The 25,951-nt window shown below is 58.3% G+C and carries 22 protein-coding genes and 1 tRNA gene; 16 read left to right on the plus strand and 7 right to left on the minus strand.

What is annotated here, in order from left to right; genetic code table 11:
- The first annotated feature begins 24 nt into the window (after nucleotides 1-24).
- The 3 genes from AC781_RS08180 to AC781_RS08190 all read left to right on the plus strand — a co-directional run bounded on the left by AC781_RS08180 (nucleotide 25) and on the right by AC781_RS08190 (nucleotide 4,348).
- Nucleotides 25-1,803 carry an L-fucose isomerase gene (locus AC781_RS08180; protein WP_067776364.1) on the plus strand — a complete coding sequence of 593 codons (1,779 nt, stop codon included), beginning with the start codon at nucleotides 25-27 and terminating at the stop codon, nucleotides 1,801-1,803.
- 187 nt (nucleotides 1,804-1,990) lie between these two features.
- Entirely contained in the window at nucleotides 1,991-3,427 is a 1,437-nt protein-coding gene (gene fucK / locus AC781_RS08185; RefSeq protein WP_067776366.1) for an L-fuculokinase, read from the plus strand.
- A gap of 102 nt (nucleotides 3,428-3,529) precedes the next feature.
- A complete protein-coding gene (locus tag AC781_RS08190) occupies nucleotides 3,530-4,348 on the plus strand; it encodes a class II aldolase/adducin family protein (protein WP_067776592.1) in 819 nt (272 codons plus the stop codon).
- Between the two features lie 111 nt (nucleotides 4,349-4,459).
- Here the strand turns inward: AC781_RS08190 and AC781_RS08195 are convergent, their stop codons facing one another.
- Both AC781_RS08195 and AC781_RS08200 read right to left on the minus strand, forming a co-directional pair.
- The gene (locus tag AC781_RS08195; protein WP_071133249.1) at nucleotides 4,460-5,059 is read right to left on the minus strand and encodes a hypothetical protein; all 600 of its coding nucleotides are present in this window, start codon (nucleotides 5,057-5,059) and stop codon (nucleotides 4,460-4,462) included.
- A gap of 78 nt (nucleotides 5,060-5,137) precedes the next feature.
- A complete protein-coding gene (locus tag AC781_RS08200) occupies nucleotides 5,138-6,091 on the minus strand; it encodes an aldo/keto reductase (RefSeq protein WP_067776374.1) in 954 nt (317 codons plus the stop codon).
- A 149-nt stretch (nucleotides 6,092-6,240) separates the two neighbouring features.
- Here AC781_RS08200 and AC781_RS08205 point away from each other — a divergent pair, with 149 nt between their 5' ends.
- The 6 genes from AC781_RS08205 (at nucleotide 6,241) to AC781_RS08220 (ending at nucleotide 11,483) form a co-directional block, all read left to right on the plus strand.
- Complete coding sequence (locus AC781_RS08205) at nucleotides 6,241-7,656, plus strand: SLC13 family permease (RefSeq protein ID WP_067776379.1); 1,416 nt, start codon at nucleotides 6,241-6,243, stop codon at nucleotides 7,654-7,656.
- A 76-nt stretch (nucleotides 7,657-7,732) separates the two neighbouring features.
- Entirely contained in the window at nucleotides 7,733-7,864 is a 132-nt protein-coding gene (locus AC781_RS14275; RefSeq protein ID WP_245741057.1) for a CGxCxC motif mini-lipoprotein, read from the plus strand.
- A 15-nt stretch (nucleotides 7,865-7,879) separates the two neighbouring features.
- Nucleotides 7,880-9,202, plus strand: coding sequence for a GTPase HflX (gene hflX / locus AC781_RS08210; protein WP_067776389.1), 1,323 nt, complete (start codon nucleotides 7,880-7,882; stop codon nucleotides 9,200-9,202).
- A gap of 70 nt (nucleotides 9,203-9,272) precedes the next feature.
- Nucleotides 9,273-9,446: a hypothetical protein gene (locus AC781_RS14075; RefSeq protein WP_156850314.1), complete on the plus strand. Its 174-nt coding sequence runs from the start codon at nucleotides 9,273-9,275 to the stop codon at nucleotides 9,444-9,446.
- 13 nt (nucleotides 9,447-9,459) lie between these two features.
- A complete protein-coding gene (gene proB, locus AC781_RS08215; protein WP_067776391.1) occupies nucleotides 9,460-10,224 on the plus strand; it encodes a glutamate 5-kinase in 765 nt (254 codons plus the stop codon).
- On the plus strand, nucleotides 10,221-11,483 hold the full coding sequence (locus tag AC781_RS08220) for a glutamate-5-semialdehyde dehydrogenase (protein ID WP_067776393.1): 1,263 nt from the start codon (nucleotides 10,221-10,223) through the stop codon (nucleotides 11,481-11,483). Before proB ends, AC781_RS08220 begins: the two co-directional genes overlap by 4 nt.
- 21 nt (nucleotides 11,484-11,504) lie before the next feature.
- On the opposite strand, the gene AC781_RS13710 is transcribed toward AC781_RS08220, so the two are convergent.
- The gene (locus AC781_RS13710; protein WP_067776396.1) at nucleotides 11,505-12,650 is read right to left on the minus strand and encodes a two-component system sensor histidine kinase NtrB; all 1,146 of its coding nucleotides are present in this window, start codon (nucleotides 12,648-12,650) and stop codon (nucleotides 11,505-11,507) included.
- 112 nt (nucleotides 12,651-12,762) lie between these two features.
- Between AC781_RS13710 and AC781_RS08230 the strand changes: the two genes are divergently transcribed.
- From AC781_RS08230 to AC781_RS08240, 3 genes are read left to right on the plus strand one after another with little or no spacing between them, the layout of a single operon-like run.
- Nucleotides 12,763-13,779 carry a carbohydrate kinase family protein gene (locus AC781_RS08230; RefSeq protein WP_246777969.1) on the plus strand — a complete coding sequence of 339 codons (1,017 nt, stop codon included), beginning with the start codon at nucleotides 12,763-12,765 and terminating at the stop codon, nucleotides 13,777-13,779.
- A gap of 27 nt (nucleotides 13,780-13,806) precedes the next feature.
- Entirely contained in the window at nucleotides 13,807-14,724 is a 918-nt protein-coding gene (locus tag AC781_RS08235; RefSeq protein ID WP_067776399.1) for a shikimate dehydrogenase family protein, read from the plus strand.
- Nucleotides 14,725-14,735: 11 nt separating this feature from the next.
- Entirely contained in the window at nucleotides 14,736-15,737 is a 1,002-nt protein-coding gene (locus AC781_RS08240; protein ID WP_172801749.1) for an A/G-specific adenine glycosylase, read from the plus strand.
- A gap of 91 nt (nucleotides 15,738-15,828) precedes the next feature.
- Here the strand turns inward: AC781_RS08240 and AC781_RS08245 are convergent, their stop codons facing one another.
- Nucleotides 15,829-16,692, minus strand: coding sequence for a glycoside hydrolase family 16 protein (locus tag AC781_RS08245; RefSeq protein ID WP_067776406.1), 864 nt, complete (start codon nucleotides 16,690-16,692; stop codon nucleotides 15,829-15,831).
- Between the two features lie 259 nt (nucleotides 16,693-16,951).
- Nucleotides 16,952-22,612 carry an autotransporter outer membrane beta-barrel domain-containing protein gene (locus tag AC781_RS08250; protein WP_067776412.1) on the minus strand — a complete coding sequence of 1,887 codons (5,661 nt, stop codon included), beginning with the start codon at nucleotides 22,610-22,612 and terminating at the stop codon, nucleotides 16,952-16,954.
- 520 nt (nucleotides 22,613-23,132) lie between these two features.
- On the opposite strand from AC781_RS08250, the gene AC781_RS08255 reads away from it, so the two are divergent.
- Nucleotides 23,133-23,897, plus strand: a complete 765-nt coding sequence (locus AC781_RS08255; RefSeq protein ID WP_067776416.1) for a GDSL-type esterase/lipase family protein — start codon at nucleotides 23,133-23,135, stop codon at nucleotides 23,895-23,897.
- A gap of 209 nt (nucleotides 23,898-24,106) precedes the next feature.
- Here the strand turns inward: AC781_RS08255 and tsaE are convergent, their stop codons facing one another.
- The gene (gene tsaE, locus AC781_RS08260) at nucleotides 24,107-24,553 is read right to left on the minus strand and encodes a tRNA (adenosine(37)-N6)-threonylcarbamoyltransferase complex ATPase subunit type 1 TsaE (protein ID WP_067776598.1); all 447 of its coding nucleotides are present in this window, start codon (nucleotides 24,551-24,553) and stop codon (nucleotides 24,107-24,109) included.
- Nucleotides 24,554-24,642: 89 nt separating this feature from the next.
- On the opposite strand from tsaE, the gene rplU reads away from it, so the two are divergent.
- From rplU to AC781_RS08275, 3 genes are all read left to right on the plus strand, one after another.
- On the plus strand, nucleotides 24,643-24,963 hold the full coding sequence (gene rplU, locus AC781_RS08265; RefSeq protein WP_067776420.1) for a 50S ribosomal protein L21: 321 nt from the start codon (nucleotides 24,643-24,645) through the stop codon (nucleotides 24,961-24,963).
- 24 nt (nucleotides 24,964-24,987) lie between these two features.
- On the plus strand, nucleotides 24,988-25,242 hold the full coding sequence (gene rpmA, locus AC781_RS08270; protein ID WP_067776423.1) for a 50S ribosomal protein L27: 255 nt from the start codon (nucleotides 24,988-24,990) through the stop codon (nucleotides 25,240-25,242).
- A gap of 132 nt (nucleotides 25,243-25,374) precedes the next feature.
- Nucleotides 25,375-25,665: a hypothetical protein gene (locus AC781_RS08275; protein ID WP_083076825.1), complete on the plus strand. Its 291-nt coding sequence runs from the start codon at nucleotides 25,375-25,377 to the stop codon at nucleotides 25,663-25,665.
- 88 nt (nucleotides 25,666-25,753) lie between these two features.
- Here AC781_RS08275 and AC781_RS08280 read toward each other — a convergent pair.
- Nucleotides 25,754-25,828: transfer RNA gene (locus AC781_RS08280), tRNA-Arg, on the minus strand.
- Between the last annotated feature and the right edge of the window lie 123 nt (nucleotides 25,829-25,951).

The raw sequence follows: 25,951 nt of genomic DNA on the forward strand, positions 1-25,951 counted from the left end.
TCCCATCATAGAAGAAAAATCATCATGAAAACGACACTCCCCACCATCGGCATACGTCCGACCATCGACGGCCGCCGCCTCGGCGTCCGCGAATCGCTCGAAGAACAAACGATGAACATGGCCAAACGAGCCGCTGCGCTCATTGAAGCCAACATCCGCCATGCTTCCGGCGAACCCGTCAAATGCATCATCGCCGACACCTGCATCGGCGGACCTGCCGAAACCGCCGCCTGTGCCGACAAATTCAAGGCCAACAACGTAGGCGTCTCCCTCTCCGTCACACCCTGCTGGTGCTACGGCAGCGAAACCTTCGACATGGACCCCTTCATGCCGAAAGCCATCTGGGGCTTCAACGGAACCGAACGCCCCGGCGCCGTCTACCTCGCCGCCGCCCTCGCCGGACTCAACCAGAAAGGCTTCCCCGCATTCTCCATCTACGGCAAAGACGTACAGGACGCGGGTGACACCTCCATCCCCGCCGACGTCGAAGAAAAAATCCTTCGCTTCTGCCGCGCCGGCCTCGCCGTCGCCACACTTCGCGGCAAGGGATACCTCTCCATCGGCGGATGCTCCATGGGCATCGCCGGCTCCATCGTCGACCAATCCTTCTGGGAAACCTACCTCGGCATGCGCGTACAGGCCATCGACATGACCGAAGTCCGCCGCCGCATGGACCAGAAAATCTACGACGAAGAAGAATTCAAGCTCGCCATGCAATGGGCCGACGCCGAATTCAAATTCGCCGACGACCGCAACCGCGCCGACCTCAAGCTCGACGAAGCAGGCCGCCGCAAAACCTTTGAAGAAAGCGTCCTCATGGCCATGATCTTCCGCGACATGATGCAGGGCAACCCGAAACTCGTCGCCAAAGACCGCGCCGAAGAAGCCATGGGCTACCAGGCCATCGCAGGCGGCTTCCAGGGCCAGCGCCACTGGACCGACTTCTACCCGAACGGCGACATCGCGGAATCCCTCCTCAACTCCACCTTCGACTGGAACGGCCCGCGCGCACCCATGCCCTTCGCCACGGAAAACGACTCCCTCAACGGAGCCTGCCTCCTCTTCGGCTACCTCCTCACCGGGCAGGCCAACGTCTTCGCCGACGTCCGCACCTACTGGAGCCCCGATGCCGTCAAACGCGTCACCGGCTACACCCTCGAAGGCCATGCCAAAGACGGCATCATCCACCTCATCAACTCCGGTTCGGCCGCTCTCGACGGCTGCCTCGCCTGCACCGACAAGGATGGCAAGCCCGTCATGAAAAAGCACTGGGACGTCACGAAGGAAGATGCCAAGAAAATGATCGACCAGGCCACATGGTGCCCGGCCAACCGCGAATACTTCCGCGGCGGCGGCTACTCCCTGCGCTACGCATCCAAGGGCGGCGCTCCGCTCACCATGACGCGCCTCAACATCGTCAAAGGCCTCGGCCCCGTCCTCATCGTCGCCGAAGGCTGGAGCGTCGAACTCCCCGCCGAAGTCCACAAGACCCTCGACGAACGTACCGATCCGGGTTGGCCGACCACATGGTTCGCTCCGCGCCTCACCGGCAAGGGTGCCTTCACGGACGTCTACAACGTCATGGCCAACATGGGCGCCAACCACGGAGCCTTCACCTACGGCCACATCGGTGCGGACATCCTCACCATGGCCTCCATGCTCCGCATCCCCGTCTACGCCCACAACGTAGCCGACGGCGAAGTCTACCGTCCGACCGCATGGGGCCTCCACGGCACCACGGATCTCGAAGGCGCCGACTTCCGCGCCTGCCAGAACTACGGCCCGCTGTACGGCAAATATTGAATCAACTAACTATTAAATAGCCACAGATTACGCAGATACGCACAGATTGGTAATAAGCATGGAAAAATGAACGCATCCCGGTTCCAGCAAGGAACTCATCCTTTCGGTCTCGATACGTTCTTCCCTTTTCCGGTTTCCGTCCCGTCTGTGCCAATCTGTGAAATCTGTGGCTTTTTCCTTCCCTACCATGCTTGTTCTTTGTCTTGACTGCGGCGCGACCAATGTACGCGCCATGATCGTCGACGACCGCGGCCGGATCGTCGGCAAAGCCTCCCAGCCCAATTCCACCAAACCCGGCGACGAAAATCCCGGCTACCATATGTGGGACGCCGACCGCATCCTTGCCCAGCTCTCCGCATGCGCACGCGAAGCCCTTGCAACCGTCGATGCCTCACAGGTCAAAGCCGTCACCATCACCACCTTCGGCGTGGACGGTGCGCTCGTCGATGAAAAAGGCAGCCTCCTCTACCCCGTCATCTCGTGGAAATGCCCACGCACGGCGGAAATCATGAAACGCATCGGAGACTACATCCCCCAGGACAAACTGAACGCCCTCTCCGGCGTTGGGGAATTCGCCTTCAACACCATCTACAAACTCGTCTGGCTCAAGGAAAACCGCCCGGAACTCCTCGACCGGGCCCACGCATGGCTCTTCATCTCGAACATCCTCGCCCATCGCCTCACCGGAGTCATGGCCACCGACCGCACCATGGCCGGCACCTCCCAGCTCACCGACCTGCGCACGGGCAACTTCTCCGATGAAATTCTTCAGGCCATCGGCGTACGCAAAGAACTCTTCCCGCCCATCGTCAACGCAGGAAAAACCATCGGCGCCCTCACGCCGGAAGCCGCCGCCAACCTCGGCCTCCCCGCCTCCGGCATACCCGTCGTCTCCACCGGCCACGACACCCAGTTCGCCGTCTTCGGCTCCGGAGCCGAAAAAAACCAGCCCGTCCTCTCCTCCGGCACATGGGAAATCCTCATGGTACGCGCCGAAAAAGCCGACCTCGGCGCAGCCGACTACGCCGCCGGAGCCACAGCCGAATACGACAGCGACCCCGCCCTTCTCAACCCCGGCCTCCAGTGGATCGCCTCCGGCATCATCGAATGGGTAAAATCCACCTGCTACCAGGGAGCCAACTACGACACCATGGATGAAGAAGCCGCAGCCATCGCCCCCGGCTCGCACGGCGTCCGCCTCATCCCCAACTTCCTGCCATCCGACCCCATGCCCGGCTCCATAGAAGGCCTCATCCTCGGGCGCACCCGCGGCCACATCTACCGCGCCGCCATGGAAGCCCTCACCTACCGCCTGAAAACCCGCCTCGCACGCCTCGAATCCGTCGGCGGCTTCAAGGCGGCAAGCCTCCTCCTCGTCGGAGGCGGAGCCCGCAACAAAATCTGGACTCAAATGCGAGCAGACGTTCTCGGCATGCCCATCCTCGTCTCCAAAGTCTCGGAAAGCACCGTCCTCGGCGCATCCATGTTCGCCTTCAGCGGAGCTGGCATCTACCCCTCTCCCGAAGCGGCACGCACCGCCTTCGGCATCGAATACGACACCTACCTCCCCGGCGCACAGCAGGCGGACTACGCAACCCTCGCCGCCTCCATGCACGACGCATAACCTCGCGGCAACAGCATGCCGGGCGAATGTCGCAACAAAACAATCGTCATCCGACCGCAAACATGCTACACTGCCGTCGTCTTACACCACCACATCATCATTATGTCTGAAGACTGGTCCATCAAACCGCCGCTTCCCGATTATGTTTTCCCGTGGGAAAACCATGATCCGAAAACTCCCGAAGAAGTCGAAGCCTTCTTCCATTCTCCTGAAATCGTCGTCATCAAGGAACGCATGTGCGACATGGGCCGCCGCCTGTGGCAGCGCGCCTATGTGGACGGCAACGGCGGCAACATCTCCGTACGCGTTGCCAAAAACCTCGTCCTCTGCTCTCCGACCCTCTGCTCCAAAGGCTACATGAAGGTAGAAGACATCTGCCTCGTGGACATGGAAGGCCGCCAGAAGGCAGGCTACCGCCCCTCCACCAGCGAAGTCAAAACCCACATCGCCATGATGCGCGAAGTCGGTGTCAACTCCTGCATCCACGCCCATCCGCCGTGCTGCAACGCCTTCCTCTTCGCAGGCGCAGTTCCCCCATCCGGCATCAACCCCGAAGCGGACATCTTCCTCGGCCACATCGCGCTGGCTCCCTACGGCACCCCCGGCTCTCCGGAAACCGCCAAAGCCGTCGCCGAAGCCTCCCGCCAGTCCACCGTCGTCTTCATGGAAAACCACGGAGTCATCACCGGTGCGCGGCACGTCGAAGAAGCCTACTGGTTCATGGAAAATGCCGATGCCTACTGCCGCATGGTTCTCCTTGCCGGACTCCACAAGGCACCGCTCAATCAGGTACCCGAAGACGGCGTCGAAGACTTCCTCGCCATCCGTAAAGCCCTCGGCTACACCGTACCGGAAGGCCAGCCCCTGTACAACATGAGCGAATACGCCGGTTATACGCTGGGCCGCCCCAGCAAAAAGTAAACCGAAGCTATTCGCAACATCTTGCAACTTCAGGCAGCGGCCTTTCCGGTCGCTGCCTTTTCATTGCATTCATCTCGCTTCCGCAAATACAACAGGCACCAAGGGAAGAACTCATTGTAACTTCCGAGGAGAATCTTCCACCATAAAACAATAACCGCGCACGCGCTCGCCGGCCCATTCATGAAAATTCTCCCGCACGGCATACCCGCGATCGGGCGCCGTAAAATACAGGGACCACTCCGTACCGAAATATCCGGGCGGCCCGGGAATCATCGCCGCGGTCGGGATATACTCGAAAACAACACCCTTGCGCCCTCCATCCTTCCTGCCATAGGTCATCGAACGAGTCCAATCCTGCCCGTCGTTCATGCGGTGCGTCTCCTTCACATCGTCTCCGGACGAGAAATCCAGAATCAAGGCCGATTCCAAACCCCAACGGTATTTCCAAGGACTCCATACCGACCAGCCATCGCGAGAGCGATCCCCCAATTGCGGCTGTTTATTCCACGAAACCTCCGGGCGTTCCCCCTCGCGAATCACGACTCTCTTCCCCGCCAGGCTTTTCGGAGCCTTGACGGTCCGCGACGATACATCGGGGCAAACGAACGGCTCGCGCATCTCTACCATCCTGGCCAACGAAAACTCCGGTTCCGGTTTCTCCGACTGGCACGCAACCGCAAACACCGCCGCGAATGAACCGGCGATTCTCATACATACATCTTTCATAGGGCTGTCTTTGTTGTCTGCCTTCCGATCCCGCTGATCAGGCTCCTGAAACACGTATCCAGGTCACTCCCGCAACAGCACATCCAGCGCGCGGCACTCTGCCTCAGTTAAAGCCGGGGAATCGAGGCAAGCCGCACAATCGGCCAGCTGCTCCACCGTACGCGCACCAATCAGGGCGGACGTCACCTCCTGCTTGCGAAGAACCCACCGCAAGGCAAGCTGCGTCAATTCCCGGCCATGTTCGCGCGCAAAGGCATCCAGAGCGGCCACCTTCTGCCGCGTCGGCTCCAGCCGGTCTTCCGTCAGGAAAACCGACCCGCTCGCCGCCCGCGAACTGCCGGGCACGCCCGCAAGATACTTCCCGGTCAGCACACCCTGAGCCAGCGGTGAAAAGGCGATGCCGCCCACTCCCTCTTCCTTCAGCGTATCGAGCAAACCCTCCTCGGGAGACAGCTCCATCATATTGTAGCGGAACTGGTGAATCAGGCACGGCACCCCCGCATCCTTCAGCAGGGCGCAAGCACGGCGCGCCAGCTCCGGCGGGTACTTGGAAATACCCGCATACAACGCCCGTCCGCTCTGCACTGCCGTCACCAGAGCTCCGATCGTCTCCTCAAGAGGCGTCTCGGGATCGGGACGGTGCGAATAGAAAATATCCACATAATCCAGCTTCATCCGACGGAGCGACTGATCGAGGCTCGCCAACAAATGCTTGCGGGAACCCCAGTCCCCGTAAGGCCCGTCCCACATCAGATGCCCCGCCTTCGTCGAAATCACCACCTCGTCCCGGTGCGTGCGGAACCCCTTCTCCATCAGCTCGCCGAGCCGGGCTTCCGCAGCTCCGGAAGGCGGGCCGTAATTGTTCGCCAGATCGAAATGGGTAATACCGAGATCGCAAGCCTTCGCCAGCAGGGCATAGCTCTCGTCCACCGTCGAAGTCTCTCCGAAATTGTGCCACAACCCGAGACTGATCTCGGGAAGAAGAATGCCACTCCTGCCGCAACGTCTGTAATTCATCGCCACTATCCTACACTTCGCATACGGTGAACGCAAGCATGGAACCGTACTCCACGCATAGGCGGATTCGCGACGCAGGCATGTATCTTCTTGACTTTCCCGTAAAAAAGCGTAGATGTAAAAAAGAACGGCACCACGAATTTCCCCCCATGAAGAAGAAAACGCTTTCCGCCAAACAACTGACCAAAGACTCCTCGAAAGGCCACCGCAACTACATCATCCTGCTGTGCGACGTACTCCTCTTCTTCGCCATGCTCTTCTGGCTGCCTCTCGACCCGGAAGTCTCCAAAGGACTCGCCATCCTCGCATTCATCGCCGTCCTGTGGTTGACGGAAGCCGTCCACGTCACCATCACCGCCCTCATGGTACCCGTACTTGCCATGATGCTCGGCATTCTGCCGGGCAAATCGGCCATGGTGGGATTCTCCGATCCCATCATCTTCCTCTTCTTCGGAGGCTTCGCCCTCGCCGGAGCCTTGCATGAACAGAAAATCGACTCGTGGCTTGCCGGGAAAATACTCCGCTTCTCCAAGGGAAAACTATGGCTCGCTCTCGGCCTCATCTTCATGGCGACCGCGTTCCTCTCCATGTGGATGTCCAACACCGCCACAGCAGCCATGATGCTGCCGCTCGTCATCGGCCTCATGTCGGAAGTGGACGGAGAGAAATACAAAACCACATGGATCTTCGCCGTCCTCGGCGTCGCGTACAGCGCCTCCATCGGCGGCATGGGCACCCTCGTCGGCTCCCCGCCGAACGCCATCGCCGCGCATGAGCTCGGCATGGGATTCTATGATTGGTTCCTCGTCGGCTTCCCGGTCGCATGCGTCTTCGGAGTCGTCGTCTTCGCCGTCATGTGGCTCATGCTTCGCCCGAAACTCACCCTCAACATCCAGGCAGACAAGGAAATATCCGCCGCCAGCAAGGAAGCGGGGCGCGACAAACTGGACGGGAAACAGAAACGAGTCCTCGGCCTCTTCACCCTCATCGCCCTTTGCTGGATGTGCAGCAGCTTCATCTCCGGCCTGCTCGGCAACTTTGCCGAAATGGACGCCATGATCGCCCTCTGCGCCGTCGTCCTGCTCGCCGTCTCGGGAGTCATCAACTGGACCGCCATCGTCAAAAACACGGACTGGGGCGTCCTCCTCCTCTTCGGCGGCGGCATCACGCTCAGCTCTATCCTCATGAAAACCGGAGCGGGGCACTTCCTCGCCGCCCAAATGACCGAACTCAGCGCGGGGCACAGCACCTTCTTCTTCCTCCTCATCGTCAGCGCATTCATCTCCCTCCTCACGGAATTCTGCTCGAACACCGCCAGCGCCGCCCTCGTCGCCCCCCTCATGGTCACCGTCGCCGCTGAAATGGGCATTCCGGCGGAACCTCTCGTCCTGCTCATCGGCATCGGCGCATCCTGCGCCTTCATGCTCCCCGTCTCCACCCCGCCCAATGCCATCGCCTACGCCTCCGGCAAAGTACCCCAATCCGCCATGATCCGCATCGGACTCACCGTCGATCTCGTCCTCATCGTCATCAAGGCCGGGTGGGCCTACCTCTTCTGGATGTAAGCCCCGGTACGCCATCATCCTCCGCAAGCCGCACTTTGGGCTTGATTCCGCCTCCCCTTTCACGTTCAATGGGGAGGTGAAATCTCTTTCCCTGTTCCTGAGCCTCGGCACCTTGCTGGCACTCTCATCCTGCGGTCCCTGCAACTGCAACTCCTACAACAAGGACTACCTCGACGACATCAAGCCCACCAGCTCGAAATCCTTCTAATCCGACGGTACATCCATGTTTGAAATCCGCGAAAAACCCTCCATGGTCGAACGGGCCATGCTCGTCTCCATCTGCCTGCCCGGCGACAACGTCCATGAAAAACAGGCCATGCTTGACGAACTGGAAGACCTCGTCTCCAACCTCGGCATAGGCATCGTACGCAAGGAACTCGTCCGCACGCGCGACGTCCACGCCAAATTCCTCTGCGGCACCGGCAAGGCCGAAGAAGTACGCATGGCAGCCATCGCGGCGGAAGCGGATTGCGTCGTCTTCGACAACATGCTCGCCCCCTCCCAGCAGCGCGAATGGGAACGCCTCATCGACGTCTGCGTCATCGACCGCGAAGAAATCATCCTCGACATCTTTGCCAAACGCGCCCGCACCCGCGAAGCCACCATGCAGGTGGAACTTGCCCGCATGCAGTACTCCCTTCCCCGCATGGCCCGCATGTGGGCCCACCTCGACCGCCAGGGCGGCGGTTCCGGCGGAGGCAAAGGCGGCGGTGGAGCATCCCGCGGCGAAGGTGAAAAGCAAATCGAAGTGGACAGGCGACTCGCCCGCGCACGCATCGAATCCATCCAGAAAGACCTCGAAGAAGTCCGCAAACAGCGCAGCACCCAGCGCAAGGAACGCGAAAGGCAAGGCGTACCCACAGCCGCCATCGTCGGCTACACCAATGCCGGCAAATCCTCCCTCCTCCGCCTCGTCGCGGAAGCGGATGTACTTGCCCAGAACATCCTCTTCGCCACACTCGACACCACCACGCGCAAAATCGAACTCCCGGACGGCCAACCCCTCCTGCTCACGGACACCGTCGGCTTCATCCGCAACCTCCCCCACCGCCTCGTCGAAACCTTCAAATCCACCCTCGAAGAAGCCGTCCTCGCCGACTTCCTCATCCAGGTCGTCGATGCGTCCGATCCCGAAGCCCTGCGCCACTTCGAAACCACCCTCGAAGTCCTCGCCGAACTCGGCGCAGCGGACAAACCCATGGTTGCCGTCTTCAACAAAACGGACCTCATCCCCGACGAAGAACGCGCCTCCGTCATCGAAACGCTCACGGCCGCCGTCGGCATCCCCGTCGTCCCCATGTCCGTCGTCCGGGAACAGGGAGCGGACAGCCTCATGAACGCCTGCGTGGACATGCTCTCGCACCGCGTCGTCAGCCGCACCTACCGCATCCCCCTCTCGCGCAGCGACATCATCGCCGCCATGCATCGCGACGGCAAAGTCGTCTCCACAGAATACGACGGCAACGACGCCCTCGTCACCGCCACACTCCCGAAAAGCTTCGCGCAGAAAATAGCCTCCTACGCAGAACCGGGCGGCGAACATTGAACGACTCCTGTATGACGGTTGACCGGAATGCCGCTTGACACCGGCTGCACGGCGCACCTATACTACGAGCATGAACGCACGCCTCCTGTTCATGATACTGTTCGCTTCGGTCGCCGTGGCCGTGCTTCCCGCATGCCATCACCACCGCAGCCATTCCTCCGGCTACCACAGCAGCCACAGGTACCATTCATCCCATCCGTACAGGCACGATAACGGCCGCCGCTACTACAAACACTGCCACTGAACGGGAACACACCATGCCGTCCACCATCGTTATCAAGGTAGGCACCAGTTCCCTGACCAATGATGCGGGTCGCCTCGAAGGCGAACCCGTCATGGGCATTGCCTGCACCATCAGCCAGCTCATCGCACAGGGGTACCGCGTCATCCTCGTCACATCCGGCGCCGTCGGTGCGGGCGTCGCCCAGCTCGGGCTGGACTCCTACCCGCGCGAGCTCGCCCTCAAGCAGGCCTGCGCCTCCATCGGGCAGACGTACCTCATGCACAAGTACGCCACCCTCTTCGAATTCTTCGGCATCACCGTCGCCCAGCTCCTGCTCACGGCGGACGACATGCGCAACCGCCCGGAAAACATCCGCGCCACACTCGACGAACTCTTCTCGAAAGGCAGCGTCGTACCCATCGTCAACGAAAACGACACCGTCTCCGTCGATGCCCTCAAATTCGGCGACAACGACAACCTCTCCGTCCTCGTCGCCCGGCTCATTCAAGCCGACTACCTCTTCCTGATGACGGGAGCGGACGGACTCTACAAATGCGAAAACGGCAGGCGCACAACCCTCTCCGAAGTAGCAGACGTGGACGACGCCATGCAATACATCGAAGACAGCACCGGCAAATTCTCCACCGGCGGCATGCGCTCCAAACTCGAAGCCGTCAAAAAAGCCACCTCGCACGGCATCACCACCTTCATCAGCCACGGCCACCATGCCCACCGCATCCTCGACCTCCTGAAAGGCGAAGGCATCGGCACCAAATTCCTCCCCGTCCGCCCCTCATGAGCGCCATCCAAGCCTGTGCGGAAGCCGCACGCACCGCCGCACGCCAACTCGCGCTGTTCCCGAACTCCGTCCGAAGCGAAGCCTTGCGCCGCATCGCGCAGGCTGTCCGCGAAGCCTCCGGCACCCTCCTTGCCGCCAACCGGGAAGACGTGCGCCTCTCCGAAGAAAAAGGCCGCCCCGCCGCCTTCCTCGACCGCCTGCGCCTCACCCCGGAGCGCATCGAACAGATGGCCGCCGGCATGGAAAAGGTCGCCTCGCTTCCCGATCCTCTCGGCGAAACCATCGCCGAATGGACACGCCCGAACGGCCTCCGCATCCGGCAGGTACGCGTCCCCATCGGCGTCATCGGCTTCATCTATGAAAGCCGCGCCACCGTCACCTGCGACGCCGCCGCCCTCTGCCTCAAATCCGGCAACGCCGTCATCCTGCGCGGCGGCAGCGAATCCCTCGGCTCCAACCTCGTGCTGGCGGACATCTTCGAGCGCGAACTCCCCGCCGCCGGACTCCCCGCCGCAAGCGTCCAGCTCCTCCGCAGCGGCAGCCGCGACGAAGTCCTCGAACTCTGCGCCTGCGGAGGACTCGTGGACGTCATCATCCCCCGTGGCGGCAAGGGACTCGTCTCCACCGTCGTCGAACATGCGAAAATGCCCGTCCTCAAGCACATGGACGGCATCTGCCACACCTACGTCGACGAAACCGCCGACTTTGCCAAAGCCATCGACATCGCCGACGACGCCAAAACCCAGCGCCCCGGCGTCTGCAACGCCATGGAAACCCTCCTCGTCCACCGCAACATCGCGGCAGACTTCCTGCCCCGCATGGCGGCACGGCTGGCGGCACGCGGCGTCGAAATACGCGCCTGCGCCGAAAGCCTCCCCCTCATGCCCGGCTCACTCCCTGCTACCGAAGAAGACTGGCGCACCGAATACGAAGACCTCATCCTCTCCGTCAAAACCGTCGGCAGTCTGCAGGAAGCCATCGACCACATCAACCGCTACGGCTCGCACCACAGCGATGCCATCATCACCGAAAACGCCGAGCATGCCGATGCCTTCCAGCGCGGCGTGGACAGCGCATGCGTCTACCACAACTGCTCCACCCGCTTCAGCGACGGAGAAGAATACGGCTTCGGCGCAGAAATCGGCATCGGCACCGACAAACTGCACGCCCGCGGCCCCATGGGACTCCGGGAACTCACCTCGTACCAGTACCGCGTCACAGGCAGCGGCCAGGTCAAAGACCCCGCCCGGCTCGCCTGAACGGCACACTGCTCCGCAACGTCACCCATTCGGCAGTAGCCTCTGCACCCGGTCGGCACGCGGCAGCAGCACCGTCACCGTCGTCCCCTGCCCGGGACTGCTGGCAATACTCATACTCCCGCCGTGATCCTTCACGATACGGCGCACAATCAGCAGGCCCAGCCCGTTGCCCTTCTCCTTCGTCGTCCGGAAAGGCTCGTAAATACTCCCCAGCACCTCGTGCGAAATCCCGGAACCTGAATCGCACACATTCACGCGCAAATCCGCATCCGTAAAATCCGTCTGGATAAACACACCGCCCTCCGCCGGATTCGCGATCGACTGGTACGCATTGCGGATCAAATTATAAAACACTTGCGCCAGCTGCGTCGCATCTCCATCCACCAAAGGAAGCTGCTCATTCCACTGCACCCGCATCTCCACCCCGCGGGCCGCAATCTCCGGGGCCAGCACATCCAGAGTCTGCCGGATCACCTCATTCAAATCCACGGGCGAACGCTGCACCTCCGTCGGCCGCACCGCCTGCAGGAACTGCTTCAGAATCGTATCCAGCCGCTTCGTCTCCGCATGGGCCGTCTCCAGCAAAGGTTCCAGCATCTCCCGCTCCTTCCCGCCGAGCGCCTTCACCTTCCGTGAAATAAGCTGCAAATGCAACCCGAGAGAATTCAGCGGATTCCCGATCTCATGCGCCACGCCTGCCGCCAGAAAAGCCACGGCATTGAACCGCTCTGCATCTGCATTCTCCTCGCGCCTGCGCTGCGACTCCGTATCGTCATGAATCAGCACCAGATACCCGGAAGACGGATCACCGATCGGCGCCATATAGAAATTATAATGCCGCTCCTCCGGATAATTCACCTGCAAATCGCGCGAAATCGCCAGCTTGCTCTCGCTCAGCTGGGCCAGCGTACACGTCTTCCCCACCAGCGTCTCGAACGACAGATTGAGCAGATATTGCACGGACTTATCGAAAATCTTCGCTGCCGCACGGTTCGCAAAAAATGCCTTCCCTTTCTCGTCGAACAAAATCAACCCGTCCCGCAGCGACTCGAACACCTCCTGAAACAACCCCTTCTCCGCCGCAAGGCGCAGCAGCAGACTCTGCACATCCGCTTTACCCATCCTGTCGATACGTGCGACCAGCTTATCGAGAGTCTCCTTCTTCATCGTAAAACACCTGCATCCTAGCACGCCCGGACGACGAGTCAAGACAAAAGCCCCCACATTCCCATTGCCCGAAACGACTTTCTGTGATACAGTACAGCGTACCATCGACCTGATGCCAACCATGCACACCCAAAACCAAACCTTCGACATCGTCGCACTGGGAGAACTTCTCATCGACTTCACCACATGCGGCATCAGCGAACAGGGCAACCGCCTGCTTGAGGCAAACCCCGGCGGAGCCCCCGGCAACTTCCTCGCCATGCTCGCCCGGCTCGGCTTCCGCACAGCCATGATCGCCAAGGTAGGCCGAGACCAGTTCGGCCGCGACCTCAGGCGAACACTTGAAGAATGCGGCATCGACACCCGGCACATCCTCCTCGACCCCGGTCACAACACCACGCTCGCCTTCGTCCATAACGACGAACACGGCGACCGCGACTTCTCCTTCTACCGCAACCCTGGAGCCGACATGATGCTCACCGCCGATGAAATCGACCCCGGCATCTTCCGGCACACGAAAGCCTTCCACTTCGGCACCATCTCCATGACCCACCCCGGCGTCCGTGCCGCCACACTGCGCGCCCTGCACCTCGCACAGGAAAACGGATGCCTCATCTCCTTCGACCCCAACATCCGCCCTCCCCTCTGGAAAAGCATGGAAGAAGCCGCCGAACAACTCCATACCGGACTCTCCGCCTGCCACATCGCCAAACTCTCCGCCGAAGAACTGCAGCTCGCCACCGGCATCGACAACATCGACGAAGCCGCCCTCGCCATTCTCCGCCAATACCCCGGAATCCGCTTCCTTAGCGCCACCATGGGCAAGGAAGGAAGCACCGCCTACTGCGGCGGCCACCGCATCCATGCAGACACCTACACCTCCGTACCCGCCATCGACACCACCGGTGCCGGAGACACCTACGGAGCCTGCATCCTCGGCCAAATCCTACGCCACGGCATCGGCAACCTCACCCCCGAAACCGTCACCGGCATGCTCCTCTTCGCCAATGCCGCCGCCACTATCGTCACCACCCGCAAGGGGGCTCTGCGCGCCATGCCCTCTCCGCAGGAAATCGCCTCCTTCATGGAAACCCACCCGGCTCCCGCCACCTCTTCCGGCCTCTACTGAACCTCTCGCCCCCCCTCCATTCCTCACATGCAAACCCAATACACGCTCGACGACCTCGCCGCAGAAGCTCCCGTCATCGGCGGCAAACCCGCCCGCCTCGCCGTCATCGGCAACCCTATCTCCCACTCCAAATCTCCGCAAATGCAGCAGGCTGCGCTGGACTACGCCCGCATCGAAGCCTCCTACATCCGCGTACTTGCCGAACACGGCAACTTCCCCTCCGTCGTCGCACGCCTGCAGGAACTCGGCTTCATCGGCTGCAACGTCACCGTCCCCTACAAAACGGAAGCCTACGCCCTCAGCACCCCCGGCGACCCGCTCGCCATGGTCACACAGGCGGTCAACACACTCGCATTCAATACGGACGGAACCATCACTGGCTTCAACACGGACGGCATGGGCTTCGCCCGCGCCATCCGCGAATGCTTCTCCGTGGACCTGCGCGACCTGAAAATCGTCCTCCTCGGCGCCTGCGGCGGAGCCGGAACCGCCCTCGCGCACACCTGCGCCCTCCAGCACTGCGAACGCCTCACCCTCGTCAACCGCCCACGGCCCGAACTCGCACGGCTCCGCGATGCCCTCGCCCTCTCCTTCGTCGATGAAGAAAGGCTCGCCGGAAGCGCGGAACGCCTCACCGCCTTCGGCTTTGACCACCCTGCCCTGCGCGACTACATCGGCGAAGCCGACCTCATCGTCAATGCCACCGCACTCGGCCTCAAACCCACCGACCCCTCGCCCATCTCTTCCTCCCTCATCAGCGCACACCACCTCGTCTACGACCTCCAGACGCACGACGACGCCTTCCAGATGCAGGCCCGGGACCTCGGCGCACGCGTCGAGAACGGCCTCTCCATGCTCCTCCATCAGGGAGCCCTCGCCTTCGAACGCTGGTTCGGGAAAACACCCAGCATCGCCGCCATGCGCCGCGCCCTCGAAAAAGCCTGATGCACCCCTCCATGCCATCCGAAACAGAACGCACACTCGCCATCCGCCACGCTCTCGTCGCATGGTTCCTCCGTGAAGGCAAAGACTACCCGTGGCGGCGCACCACCGACCCGTGGGCCATCCTCGTCTCGGAAATCATGCTCCAGCAAACAACCATCCCCACCGTACTCGGCCGCTATGAAGCATGGCTGCGCCAGTATCCCACCCCGGCGCATCTCGCCGCCGCCAGTGAAGAAGAAGCTTTGAGATCGTGGGAAGGCCTTGGCTACTACCGGCGCGTCCGCTCCCTGCAAGCCACGGCGAAAGCCATCGCCGAACGCCACGGCGGCATCTTCCCGCAGAGCCCCGACGACCTCCGGCAGCTCCCCGGCATCGGCGATTACACCTCCGGAGCCGTCCTCTCCTTCGCCTACAACATCGCCGCTCCCATCGTCGATGCCAACGTCTCCCGCGTCCAGGCCCGCCTCGACAACGACCCGACACCCATCGACAGCACCGAAGGCCGCAAACGCCACTGGAAACGCGCCGCCGAACTCCTCGACCCGGACAACCCGCGCGCCTACAACTCCGCCATCATGGAACTCGGGCAAACCTACTGCACCCCCACCTCGCCTGACTGCCTCCTCTGCCCCTGCCGCGAACACTGCCTCGCCGAAAACCCCGCATCCCTCCCCGTCAAAACGCCCCGGCCCGAAACCCTCGAAGAAACCCACCACGACATCCTCTGCCTCACCGGCCGCGGCATCCTGATGGAACTCCAGACCAACGGCCGCCACCTCGGCATGTACCGCCTTCCCCGCCGCACGGCCGATGAAACGCGCGGCATGCGCAAACTCGGCACACAGAAATACGGCGTCACGCGCTATAAAATCACAAGGCTCCTCTATCAGGCGCCGCCGGACACCGAACCGCGAGCCACCGAAACTTTTGTCAGCCTCGACGCGCTGCCCTCCATCCCAATGGCCTCGCCGGACCGGAAAATCATCCTCAAACACCTCCCGCAAGGGAACTGAACCTCCCGCACTGCAACCGAACAAAACGCCCTTCCCCATCAGAGGGAAAGGGCGTTCGGCTATCTGAAAAGAAACGGGAAACCCGCTCCGATCACCTCGCGGCAGCCTTCGCCTTCGGCTTGGCCGCTTTGGACGGACGGTGCTTGTACTTCTCCGAAGAATAAACCTTCACATAATCGATATACATGGCGGCGCCCTTCTTCTTCAACGTCTCCTGATCGATCGGCCCTGCGGATTCCACCCACTTCCCTCCGATCTGCTGGTCGATAATGATATAAAACTCGTGCCCTTCCTTGCCGAAAGGCCAATTCGAAGAATTGTTATTCATGGACTTGGTAGCCTTCCCGTCCAGATAAAAAGTAATATTATCCTTCGTCCACTCCACGCCGTAAGTATGCCAGTCATTGCGGTTGAACGGAGTATTCTTCGTCTGGCTGGTAGCCTTCCCGTTATTGCCGGCGTAATGAATCGTCTGGTGCACTCCGTCCTCAAAATTGAGATGCTCCATGATATCGATCTCACCGCCATCGGGCCAGCCTCCCCCATGCTTGGGCAACATCCAGATCGCAGGCCACGTCCCCTTCACACAGTCGAACTTGGCTCTCACCTCCACATAGCCGTATTGGAACGAAAACGTATTCATGGAATCGATCCCCCCGCAGGCATACGTGGGCTTGGCTTCCTTCTGATTCACCTGAGTCGTATAATTGCCATACCTTCCCCACAAAGCCATCACGGTAGCTCCGTCCTTCTTGCCGAACTGAACGAGCGGCTTGTCTTCCGATTGATACCTGCGCCAATCGGGAGGAGAAGGCCAGTCTACATAGGCAATGCGGCTCCAGTTTCCGGTATTGAGCGACGGGCCGGAAAAATCGTCGGAAAAAACGAGCTTCCAATCGTTGTCGGACGACCACGGCTTCTCGGCCAGGGCCATGCTGCAACCCAGCGAAAACATCCCTAAAAGATAAAGCGGCAACTTCATAGTCGCTGCAAACAATGCATGACAAACAGCGATCTGTCAATCAAAAAGGACCGGCGAGAACCACGACATCAAATCATAAAATATTGAAAAACCAATAAAAAAATGAACTTATGTGTTTTTTGATAGTATACCAATAACACGGTACAACGGCATCCGTCCGGCACGCCGTCCACGCAAAACGCCCTTCCCCATGCAGGAGAAGGGCGCTTGCAAAATACCGGAACGGCAGGAATCAGAACGAATAGCTCGTACCGAGGCGGGCCGTCTGGTTCACCTTCTGGCTGGCTGCCTCCACTTCGTAGTGCAGGTTCACATTCCACTGCTCGTCGATCTGCCAGGAGGAGCCGACATAGCCGCGCACCGCATGGCGTCCGACACGGGAATCCAGCATCGTAAACGTCATATTGCCGTTCGCCACGTTCGACTTCGGATTCCTGCGAACCAGATCCGGCACATAGCTCGCACCGAAATAATTCGTCAGGGACGACTTGCCGTCCATCTGAATCGTATGCTCGAACGTCGCACCGATCGGGAGGCGCAGAGCATGCATCCGGGAACGGTCCACGGCAAAATCACCGGCGCCGCCGTTAAACGTATGGGCATCATGCTGGGCAAGCACGAACTCAAGCCCCACATACGGATTGATCGACATATTCGAACCCACCTTGCGGTACCATGTCAGCTGCGTTTCCAAATTGTAGGAATCGCTATTCCAGCGTCCGGTGGAGAAATTGCCGTTGCGGAAGAACTTGCCGCGGTTCCGGCCGCTGCCGTAACCGGCCATATAATCCCATGCCACCAGACCGCGGTCGCAGGCATGCAACGTCGTACGGCCGTACACCATCCCCATCATGATATCCTGATGAGTCTTGCCGAGGCCGCGGTTCGTCCTTTCGGAACCGATAATCTGGCCGAAAGCTCCGCCGAGAATCGAATTGTCGCTCACGGCATCATCGTAACCGATGGCGTAGCCGCCGCTATCCTTGCGGTAGCCGCGCAGGGCCTTGCCGATATTCTCGTTCAGATAGAACGCCTTGCCCCAAAGATGGCGCTGAGGAGTCTGGCGGTAGAGCCCCAGGCTGAGCTGGCCTGACACCGCAGACGAGAACGCATCCATGGCATCAGTCATCGTCCACAGGGAATTGATCGTCGATTCCTGAAGATCGGGCACCACCGGATTGACGAACACGAAATTCTTGATCGCATCCTTCTGGTTGTAAACACCCGTCGCCTCGCCGTAATCCACATCCTTCGTACGCAGCGTGATATTGTCACTGTAAAGCTGAATATCGCCCGTATAGCTCTGCGTCAATTGCGAGGTATCCAAAGCGATATGCGACAGGTCGTTGCCTTCCTGTGCGGCAATCTTCGCAATGGCATTGCCTTCGTTCTGATTGGCAAGCATCGCATCCGTCATCACGAACACCCATGTATCGCGGCCCTTGCTGGAAGAATAGCCGTTCACATTATTGAATCCCTTGTTGACGAACGTCGCAGCAGAAGGAGCGCTATTCATATTGCCCACCTGATTGTTGCCGGAAAGCGTCACCACCACATCGACGGGGCGCTCGACAGCCTCGTCGCGAACCAGATTCACCGTACCCGACTGGGCGACGCCCTCGTCGAAGAACAGCTCCTGACGCACGTTCACTTCGCCGCCCTTCACTTCGAGGTGGGAACCCTTCCCTGCAATCAGCTTATTGGCGGATACTCTGGTGCCAGCAACCACATTCGTCTGCTTATCGTTGCCGATCACATGCAGCTCGTTGGCATCCAGATTATTCTCCTTCGATTCATCGAGGCGGACACGGGCTTCCGTCTCTCCGCTGCTGGCGGCATAGGAGCCCAGCGTAATGCCTTCCCATGAACTGCGCGTCAAATCAAGATTGCCCTGATGCAGATTCACCCAGCCGAAACGGTCCTTGTCTCCAGCGGCATACGATGCGGATTCCTCCAGCTTCACTTCCTTGTCAACCACGAGCGCACCGCCCTGATTGTCCAACTTCGTATCGGCTCCGGCCACGATGAAATTCTGGGCATTCACGTTCGACGTACTGCCGATCACCGTCCGTTCGCCCGTCTGGGCCTGCACTGTATCCACCGTCACCAGGGAATGCGTTCCCGCATTCTCATTCAGCTTGATCTGGGCTGCCGTGGAATCCGTCGCGCTCACCGTACCGAACGACCCCATGAACAGGGGCTTGTCCTGATTGCCCGTGGCTGCGACGAGATCGGTATTGCCGCCGGAAGCGGTCACCGTGCCCGTCTCGTTGATCTGGTTCACCTTCAGCTCGCCGCCAAGGTTCACGATCGCACCGGAAGTAGCGCCCACCGTAGCAGAGGACTGCTGCTCCACATGAATCGTCTCATTGGACTGAATCACCTTGTCGCCCGTGCTGTAATCGATCCCCGCGCGGAGAACGTACAGATAGGTACGGAGATCCTTGCCGTCCACAAGCTTCGGCGTAAAGGCCCGCTTCATGGAATCCACGATCCCTTCATGCGTCACCTTGCCGTCGCCGTCGCCCTTGATCACGAACGTACCGATATTCGCCAAAGCGTCGATATCGAGCGTCACGTTGAAAAAGCCGGTAATCGTCTGGTACCAGTTATTCTCATTGTCCACCTTGGCATGCTTCACCGTATTGCCCGCCCAAAGGGTCGCACCCTTCGAAATGGTCAGCGTCGGAAGCTTATCGGCAGGCGTTCCGGCGGGGAGGAGATTGCCGTCCTTATCCGTACCGTACACCGTATTTTCAGCGTAGAAATAGCCTTGCTCCTTGATGATCGAATCGGAACCGATCGTCAGATTGCCTGTGCGGGCGTCGACATAGTACATACCGAAACCGCCGTTGGCATTCCACGCACAGCCTTCATTGATCACCACGCCGCCGGAAGGAAGCGCAGCAGTCTTGTTCTCGGAAGTCAGATAACCCATCGTCCGGAAAGTCGAACCGTTCTGCATCTCGATCATGCCGCCGGACTGCACCGTCGTGCCCTTCAGCACGTTCAGAGAGCCGATCACATTCAACGTCGCATTCTGCTTCACATCCAGACTGTCCGCCCAGAGGTAATCCTTGCTGATCTCGCCGACGGGAGTCACGCCCACCGTGGCAAACACCTTGTCCGCCTGATCGTTGCCCACCGTCACGGTACCGATGCGCACAGCATCTCCGGCAATAAACGTACCGCCGAGCAAATGCACGGGACCGGAAAACACGCGGGGAGAAGCAATCGTCATCTTGCCGCCGTACATCGTCAGAGTGCCGGTAAAGGCATCCTCGCCGTGGGCGTACATATCGCGGGCTTCATGATTGCCGCCGAGAACATTGATCGAACCGTTGCCGCAAATCGTACCGGAGAACTGGGACGTACCGCCGTTTCCTTCGACGAAATTGACGACCGAACCGTTGCCATTCAACTCGATGTGGCCGGCAAAATTCGTCCCGGCCTGCACATTCACCGTACCCTTGCCTTCCACCACCACGGGATTGCGCTCCAGCCCCACATCCGTGGAAGCTCCGCGGAACCACGTACCGGCCAGGAAATTGAGCACGGCATCCGTCTTGACGAGCACATGGCCGTCTGCAATACCGGCCAGAGCGCCGTTGCCAACAACCGTCACGTCATTCTCTACGCCGCGTTCGCCCAGATCGAGCAAACCTCCGTAAATCGTCGCGCCACCTGTACCGAGCCCGGTCTTGGCATCCACACGGATCGTACCGCCGTACAGCTTCGTGCCGCCGGAGAAGGAATTCTCCGTGCGGATCACCAGCTTGCCCGTACCGTACTTCTCGATCGACGCATTGCCGACGATCGAACCGTCGCCGTGCCACAACAAATCGCCGTTGCCGCCATTAAAAGCTACCTCGATAATTCCGGAAGGCTTCACATTGCCGTTCACGCTGACAAGCCCCTTGATCGTCACATCGCCACTGCGGGTGAAATGCACCACGTCGAGATCCTGGAATGCCCAGTCCACGCCATCCGGCATATCCTTATTCCACACCTTGTTCGTCGACACCTGATTCCAGACGCCGATCCCGTTGCCATGGCCAGCGCCTTCGCCGTCCCACCACAACTCGGCGCCCACAGGAGCATTCACCGTCCAATGGGCATACAGATCATTCCCGTTCCATGAGAAAGACCACGTACCCTGATAGGCATAGCCGTCCCCGATCACATTCGTACCGAGACCGTAAATCAGAATATCGGAAAACGTCTGCCCGTTGCGGGAACCGTTCGCATCCGTCATCAGAAGATAATTCTGATTCGTCGCCCAGCGGGAATCGCCGTTGAAATCGAGATTATTGCTCAGGAAAAGGTGGCCGCCGAGCGACCAGCTTTCCGTGGTCACCGTCAAACCGGAGGCTTCCACATTGGTATTGAGGAACGGAGCGATATCAAACGTAATGCCGCTCTGCATATTCACGGAAGCAGAAGCCAGTGAAGCGCCGCTACCCGTTCGGAGAATCGTCCGGGAATCGAACTGAGCCGTCTTCGCCACCATGGCGCCATCGCGGCGCATCTCCAGCACGGAACCGCCCCATGCACGGAAATCGAAATAGGTATCCTTCACCTGATGTCCGCTGCCGTATGTGGAAGACCACACATCGCGCATCGACAGGCGGCCCTTATCCACAATCGACAGGCAGCCCTCATACAGCTCCGCAGCCCCGGCAATATAGGAATCGAGCACCTGCCCTTCGTTATACTGCCCGGAAACGACAATATTGCCCGAATAGCCGGCCATACTGTTCATATGTACCTTGAGGGACGAATTGCCCGGACCTTCCGCATCGCTGTAACGTGTAAAATAGAAAGGATCGTAGAAGAAAATGGACTTCCCGGCAGCCGCACGCATCTCGAAATCGACCTGGTTCATCGCCTCCTTGTACACCGTACCAACCAAACCCATGCGGGACTTGTTCGCTCCTCCGTTGCCCGTATTCTGGAAATTGTCCTTGAACGTCACATTGCCGTAATCGGCGGAAAGAAGATACTTCGTCGTAGACGGATAATAATCCAGCGTCACGTACACGGCCGAACCTTCTCCGAGCGTCGTGTTATTGGAGAACATGACATCTCCGTTCTTCTCGATATTGAACCAGTAGCCGGATGCAAAAGCACCTGCGATTTTGTCGGCAGAATTGCCGTCGAACAGCACCTGCCCTGTCGTCCCGGTAATATCTACGCCTGCGCGGGCGTAAAGCGCGCCACCATAACAAGTGGAGCCATTCGCCGTATTACCGACGAACTCGACATTATCGTTGCCTTCAAAAATGGCATATGACCAGGAAAACAATCCTCCGCCCATCCCTCCGTTACCTCCGGTCAACGCGTTGTTCTCGAACCGAACCGTACCGTTGTTGCTGAATGTCGGCTGTCCGGAACCATAAATATAAATGGCACCGCCACTTCCCGTAGACCTGTTGCCGGAGAATAAAACCGAATCATTGCCGGAAACTTCGAAATTGATCCTCGAATTGGGGGAATACAAGCTGATGGCGCCGCCGCCTCGAATCCACGATACATTCGGATCGTTGAAAATATTGCCGCTGAATGCCAGAGACTTGTTATCTTTCAAATACACTCCCGTCCCGGCACTGATGGCGGGACCATCCCACTTGCTTTGATTCCCCTGGAACAAAACATCGCCGTTACCGAGCAGCGACACGCTTCCCTGCCCGTAAATAACACTGACGTTATTGCGGAACGTCAACGCTTCATAAGAATTCAAAGCGAATGAACCGCTATAATCATTGTAAATGGTACCCGTCTGATTCTCCTTGACCAGAGAACCATTCTGATAATCACCGGCGAATCCTTGAGAGGAAACGACAAAAGCGCTCAACAAAGCGGCGCGCAACAGGACAGGAAGATGCAACTTCATAATAATAAGACATATAGGAGCAAAAATAAACCCCGCACAATTTTAGCGGATTATAAATCCTGTGTCAATTAAAAACCATTATATAACGCAATACGTTTTCATTCAATAAATTCTTTTAATTATACCTAATTTTAAACGGTGTTTTTCATGTCCATTTTTTTGAATTTTGTTCATTTTTATATAACAAAAAACATACAAATGAATTCATAATACATTTATTATTATTGTACAAAATAATCAATAAGCGGATTTATAATCCGTCTTCACCCCTCCGAATGTATGACACAAACAACAATTTCATGGAAACACAAAGCCTCTGAAAAATATTTTACAAATAAAATAACTCATAATAAATAAGTAAGAAAAAGTTATAATAATTTCAAAACAATCGAAAAAGGTAATACATGCTTGGAAACGATAGAAGAGTGACGAATGCGACGTAGAAAACATGCAAATGGTCGGATTACCACAGACAGCTCCAATCCGGCATATTTCTACAACTTCGACCATAGAGACCATTATGACCAAAAACACGCTAATTTCTGCCGCATGTCTCCTCGCAGGCCTGCCCTCTCTTCTGGCCGCCGCACCATCCGAAAACGACCCGCCGACATCGCCCGTAGCCCCTGTATACAATGACAGGCACTGGGTTCCTGCTCGTTATGCCAAAGTCAAGCAAAACATGGCCAACCTGCCTTGCGATGTCTTCTTCATCGGCGACTCGATCACCGAACAATGGGAAATCGTCGGTAAAAAAGTATGGGATGAAAAATTCGTTCCGCTCAAAGCCGTCAACTTCGGAGTCAGCGGAGACCGCACCGAACACATCCTCTGGCGCATGGAAGACACCAAACTTGCCACTACCACCCCTCCCAAGGTATGCGTCCTGATGGTGGGCACCAACAACATCGGCACATGGAAAGGCAAACAGACACCAAAGGAAACCGTCGAAGGAGTCAAAAAAATCGTCACGACTCTGCTGGACAAATTCCCCTCCACCCACGTCATCATCCTTGAAACCACGCCGTACGGCCCAGACCCCAAAGGAAACCTCCGCATCCTTGGAGAAAAAGTCAATGCCGAAATCCGCAAACTCAAACTGCCACGCACGAACATCGTCAACTACAACAAATACTTCCTCAATCCCGACAAAACCTTCAAACCCGGCCTCTTCAAGGACCACGTCCATCTCACCGAACAAGGATACCGCGTCTGGTGTGAACACCTGCTTCCCGAAGTCGAAAAATGGCTGAAAAAAAGCGATCAGGCATCCTCCCGTTCCTGATCCTGACGCCGCATCACGTCCGACTCCTCACACTGCCGCGCACTCCTCTCATGGAATGCGCGGCATTTCCACACACCAAGCCCACTCCTTCCGCTGCCAATGGGATGGAACCGGGCAGCCAAACACATCCCAGGCGCAGACATCCGGCACCAACCGCACCACAGAATGCATCTCCTGCATACCGTCAACACATGGCATCGCCTACATGGTCAAACGGCCAATGAAACCGTACGCACGCCCTCTGCCGCATGCTCGAGCAGCAACCACACCGTGCCCTCCGGCATCATCGAACCGTCAAAGCGATTGGCCCACTCTGCCAGAATCAAATCGCCGCGTTCCAGATACTCGTCCCAACCGATCGCAAGCAACTCCTCGGGCAACTCCATACGGTAAAAATCGAAATGGCACACGGGAATACGCGCATCGGAATGCTCGTGTACCAGAGAAAATGTCGGACTCACACCGGGATTCCCGGCGCCCAGCCCCTCCAGAATACCCTGCACCAGATGCGTCTTCCCGGCCCCCAGATCGCCGACCAGTCCCACAACCTGCCCCGGTTGCAACACCTCGGCAAGCAACCTCCCCAACCCGCGCATCTCCTCGGGAGAAGACACCGTCCTCACTCCGGAATTGAAAATTTTATGCAAATTCTCCATAAAAAGATTAAATTTTACTTGCCAGCCGTCGAGCCGTATGTATAATGTGCCCGCCCGCTCCGGCGGGATCAATACGAATTAGTGACATTATGGCATACGCAGTTTTCAAAACAGGTGGAAAACAGTACCGCGTGCAAGTCGGCGACGTTCTGACCGTCGACCGCATCGCCACGCTGGCGCAAGACAGAGAAGCAACCTTCGACCAGGTCCTCCTCGTCGAAGCCGACGGCACGACCAAGATCGGCACGCCCACCGTTTCCGGTGCGACCGTGACCGCCAAGGTACTCGACGCAGCCGCTCGCGGCGCCAAGGGAGTGGCTTTCAAATTCAAGCGCCGCAAGGGGTTCCACAAAAAGAAGGGTTTCCGCGCCGCTCTGACGAAGATCGAAATCACCGCAATCAAGGGCTAAACTTAACCAACATTTTTACTAGATATGGCTCATAAGAAAGGTCAAGGTTCCGTACGCAATGGACGCGACTCTCGCAGCAAGCGTCTTGGCGTGAAGAAATTCGGTGGACAGGTCGTTATCGCTGGCAACATCATCATCCGCCAGCGCGGCACCAAATGGCACCCCGGCAAGGGCGTGGGCATGGGCCGCGACTACACCATCTTCTCCCTTGTGGACGGCCGCGTGTTCTTCGACCGAGACGGACGCCGCGTCAACGTCGCCCCGGCAGAAGAAGCCTAAGCAACTTGCGGACACCGCAACATCTCCAACGGAGTACCCGAAACGGTACTCCGTTTTTTGTATGCATAGTACAGCAAATCTTTCTGATGCACGCGAAATTTGCTATTGACACATACCAGAAATCAATACATTATGATGAACGTAGTATTCAATGATATGACACGAAAAGATTTACCAAATATCCTCTATCAACTTCTTCAGAAGCTTGGAGGAAAAGCCTCCATGATGACTATTTTCCGAGAGTTTTGGAAAGTATATGGAAACCAATTATCCCCTGCCGACGATATGTTTTATACATGGAACTACGATATCAGATGGGCAGCCACACAACTTCGCCAACAAAAACGGATGAAAGGAGCATCTACGAAAGAAAATACTCACGGTGCACCTGTCAGCCCCAAAGGCATATGGGAAATTATTTAAGGATTTAGCTATATCCCAATCATTCTTTCTCAATCGGCCGTTGGAGAGAAGTTGTAATGAAAATATGCGCCAAGTTGGCAAAAGCGCGTGGTAGCCCCAGCAGGAATCGAACCTGCAATTAGCGTTTAGGAAACGCTCGTTATATCCATTTAACTATAGGGCCCTGAAATAAAGACGGGCATATTAAGCTCGAAATACGGAATGAAAGCAAGCAGAAAACGTATCAGAACGCAATTTCCCGTCATTCCGGCATCATCCCGTTCCGCCATCACTTCAAGCAGAATGC

The organism is Neoakkermansia glycaniphila (assembly GCF_001683795.1).
In the GTDB taxonomy this organism is placed as follows: Bacteria; Verrucomicrobiota; Verrucomicrobiia; order Verrucomicrobiales; family Akkermansiaceae; genus Akkermansia; species Akkermansia glycaniphila.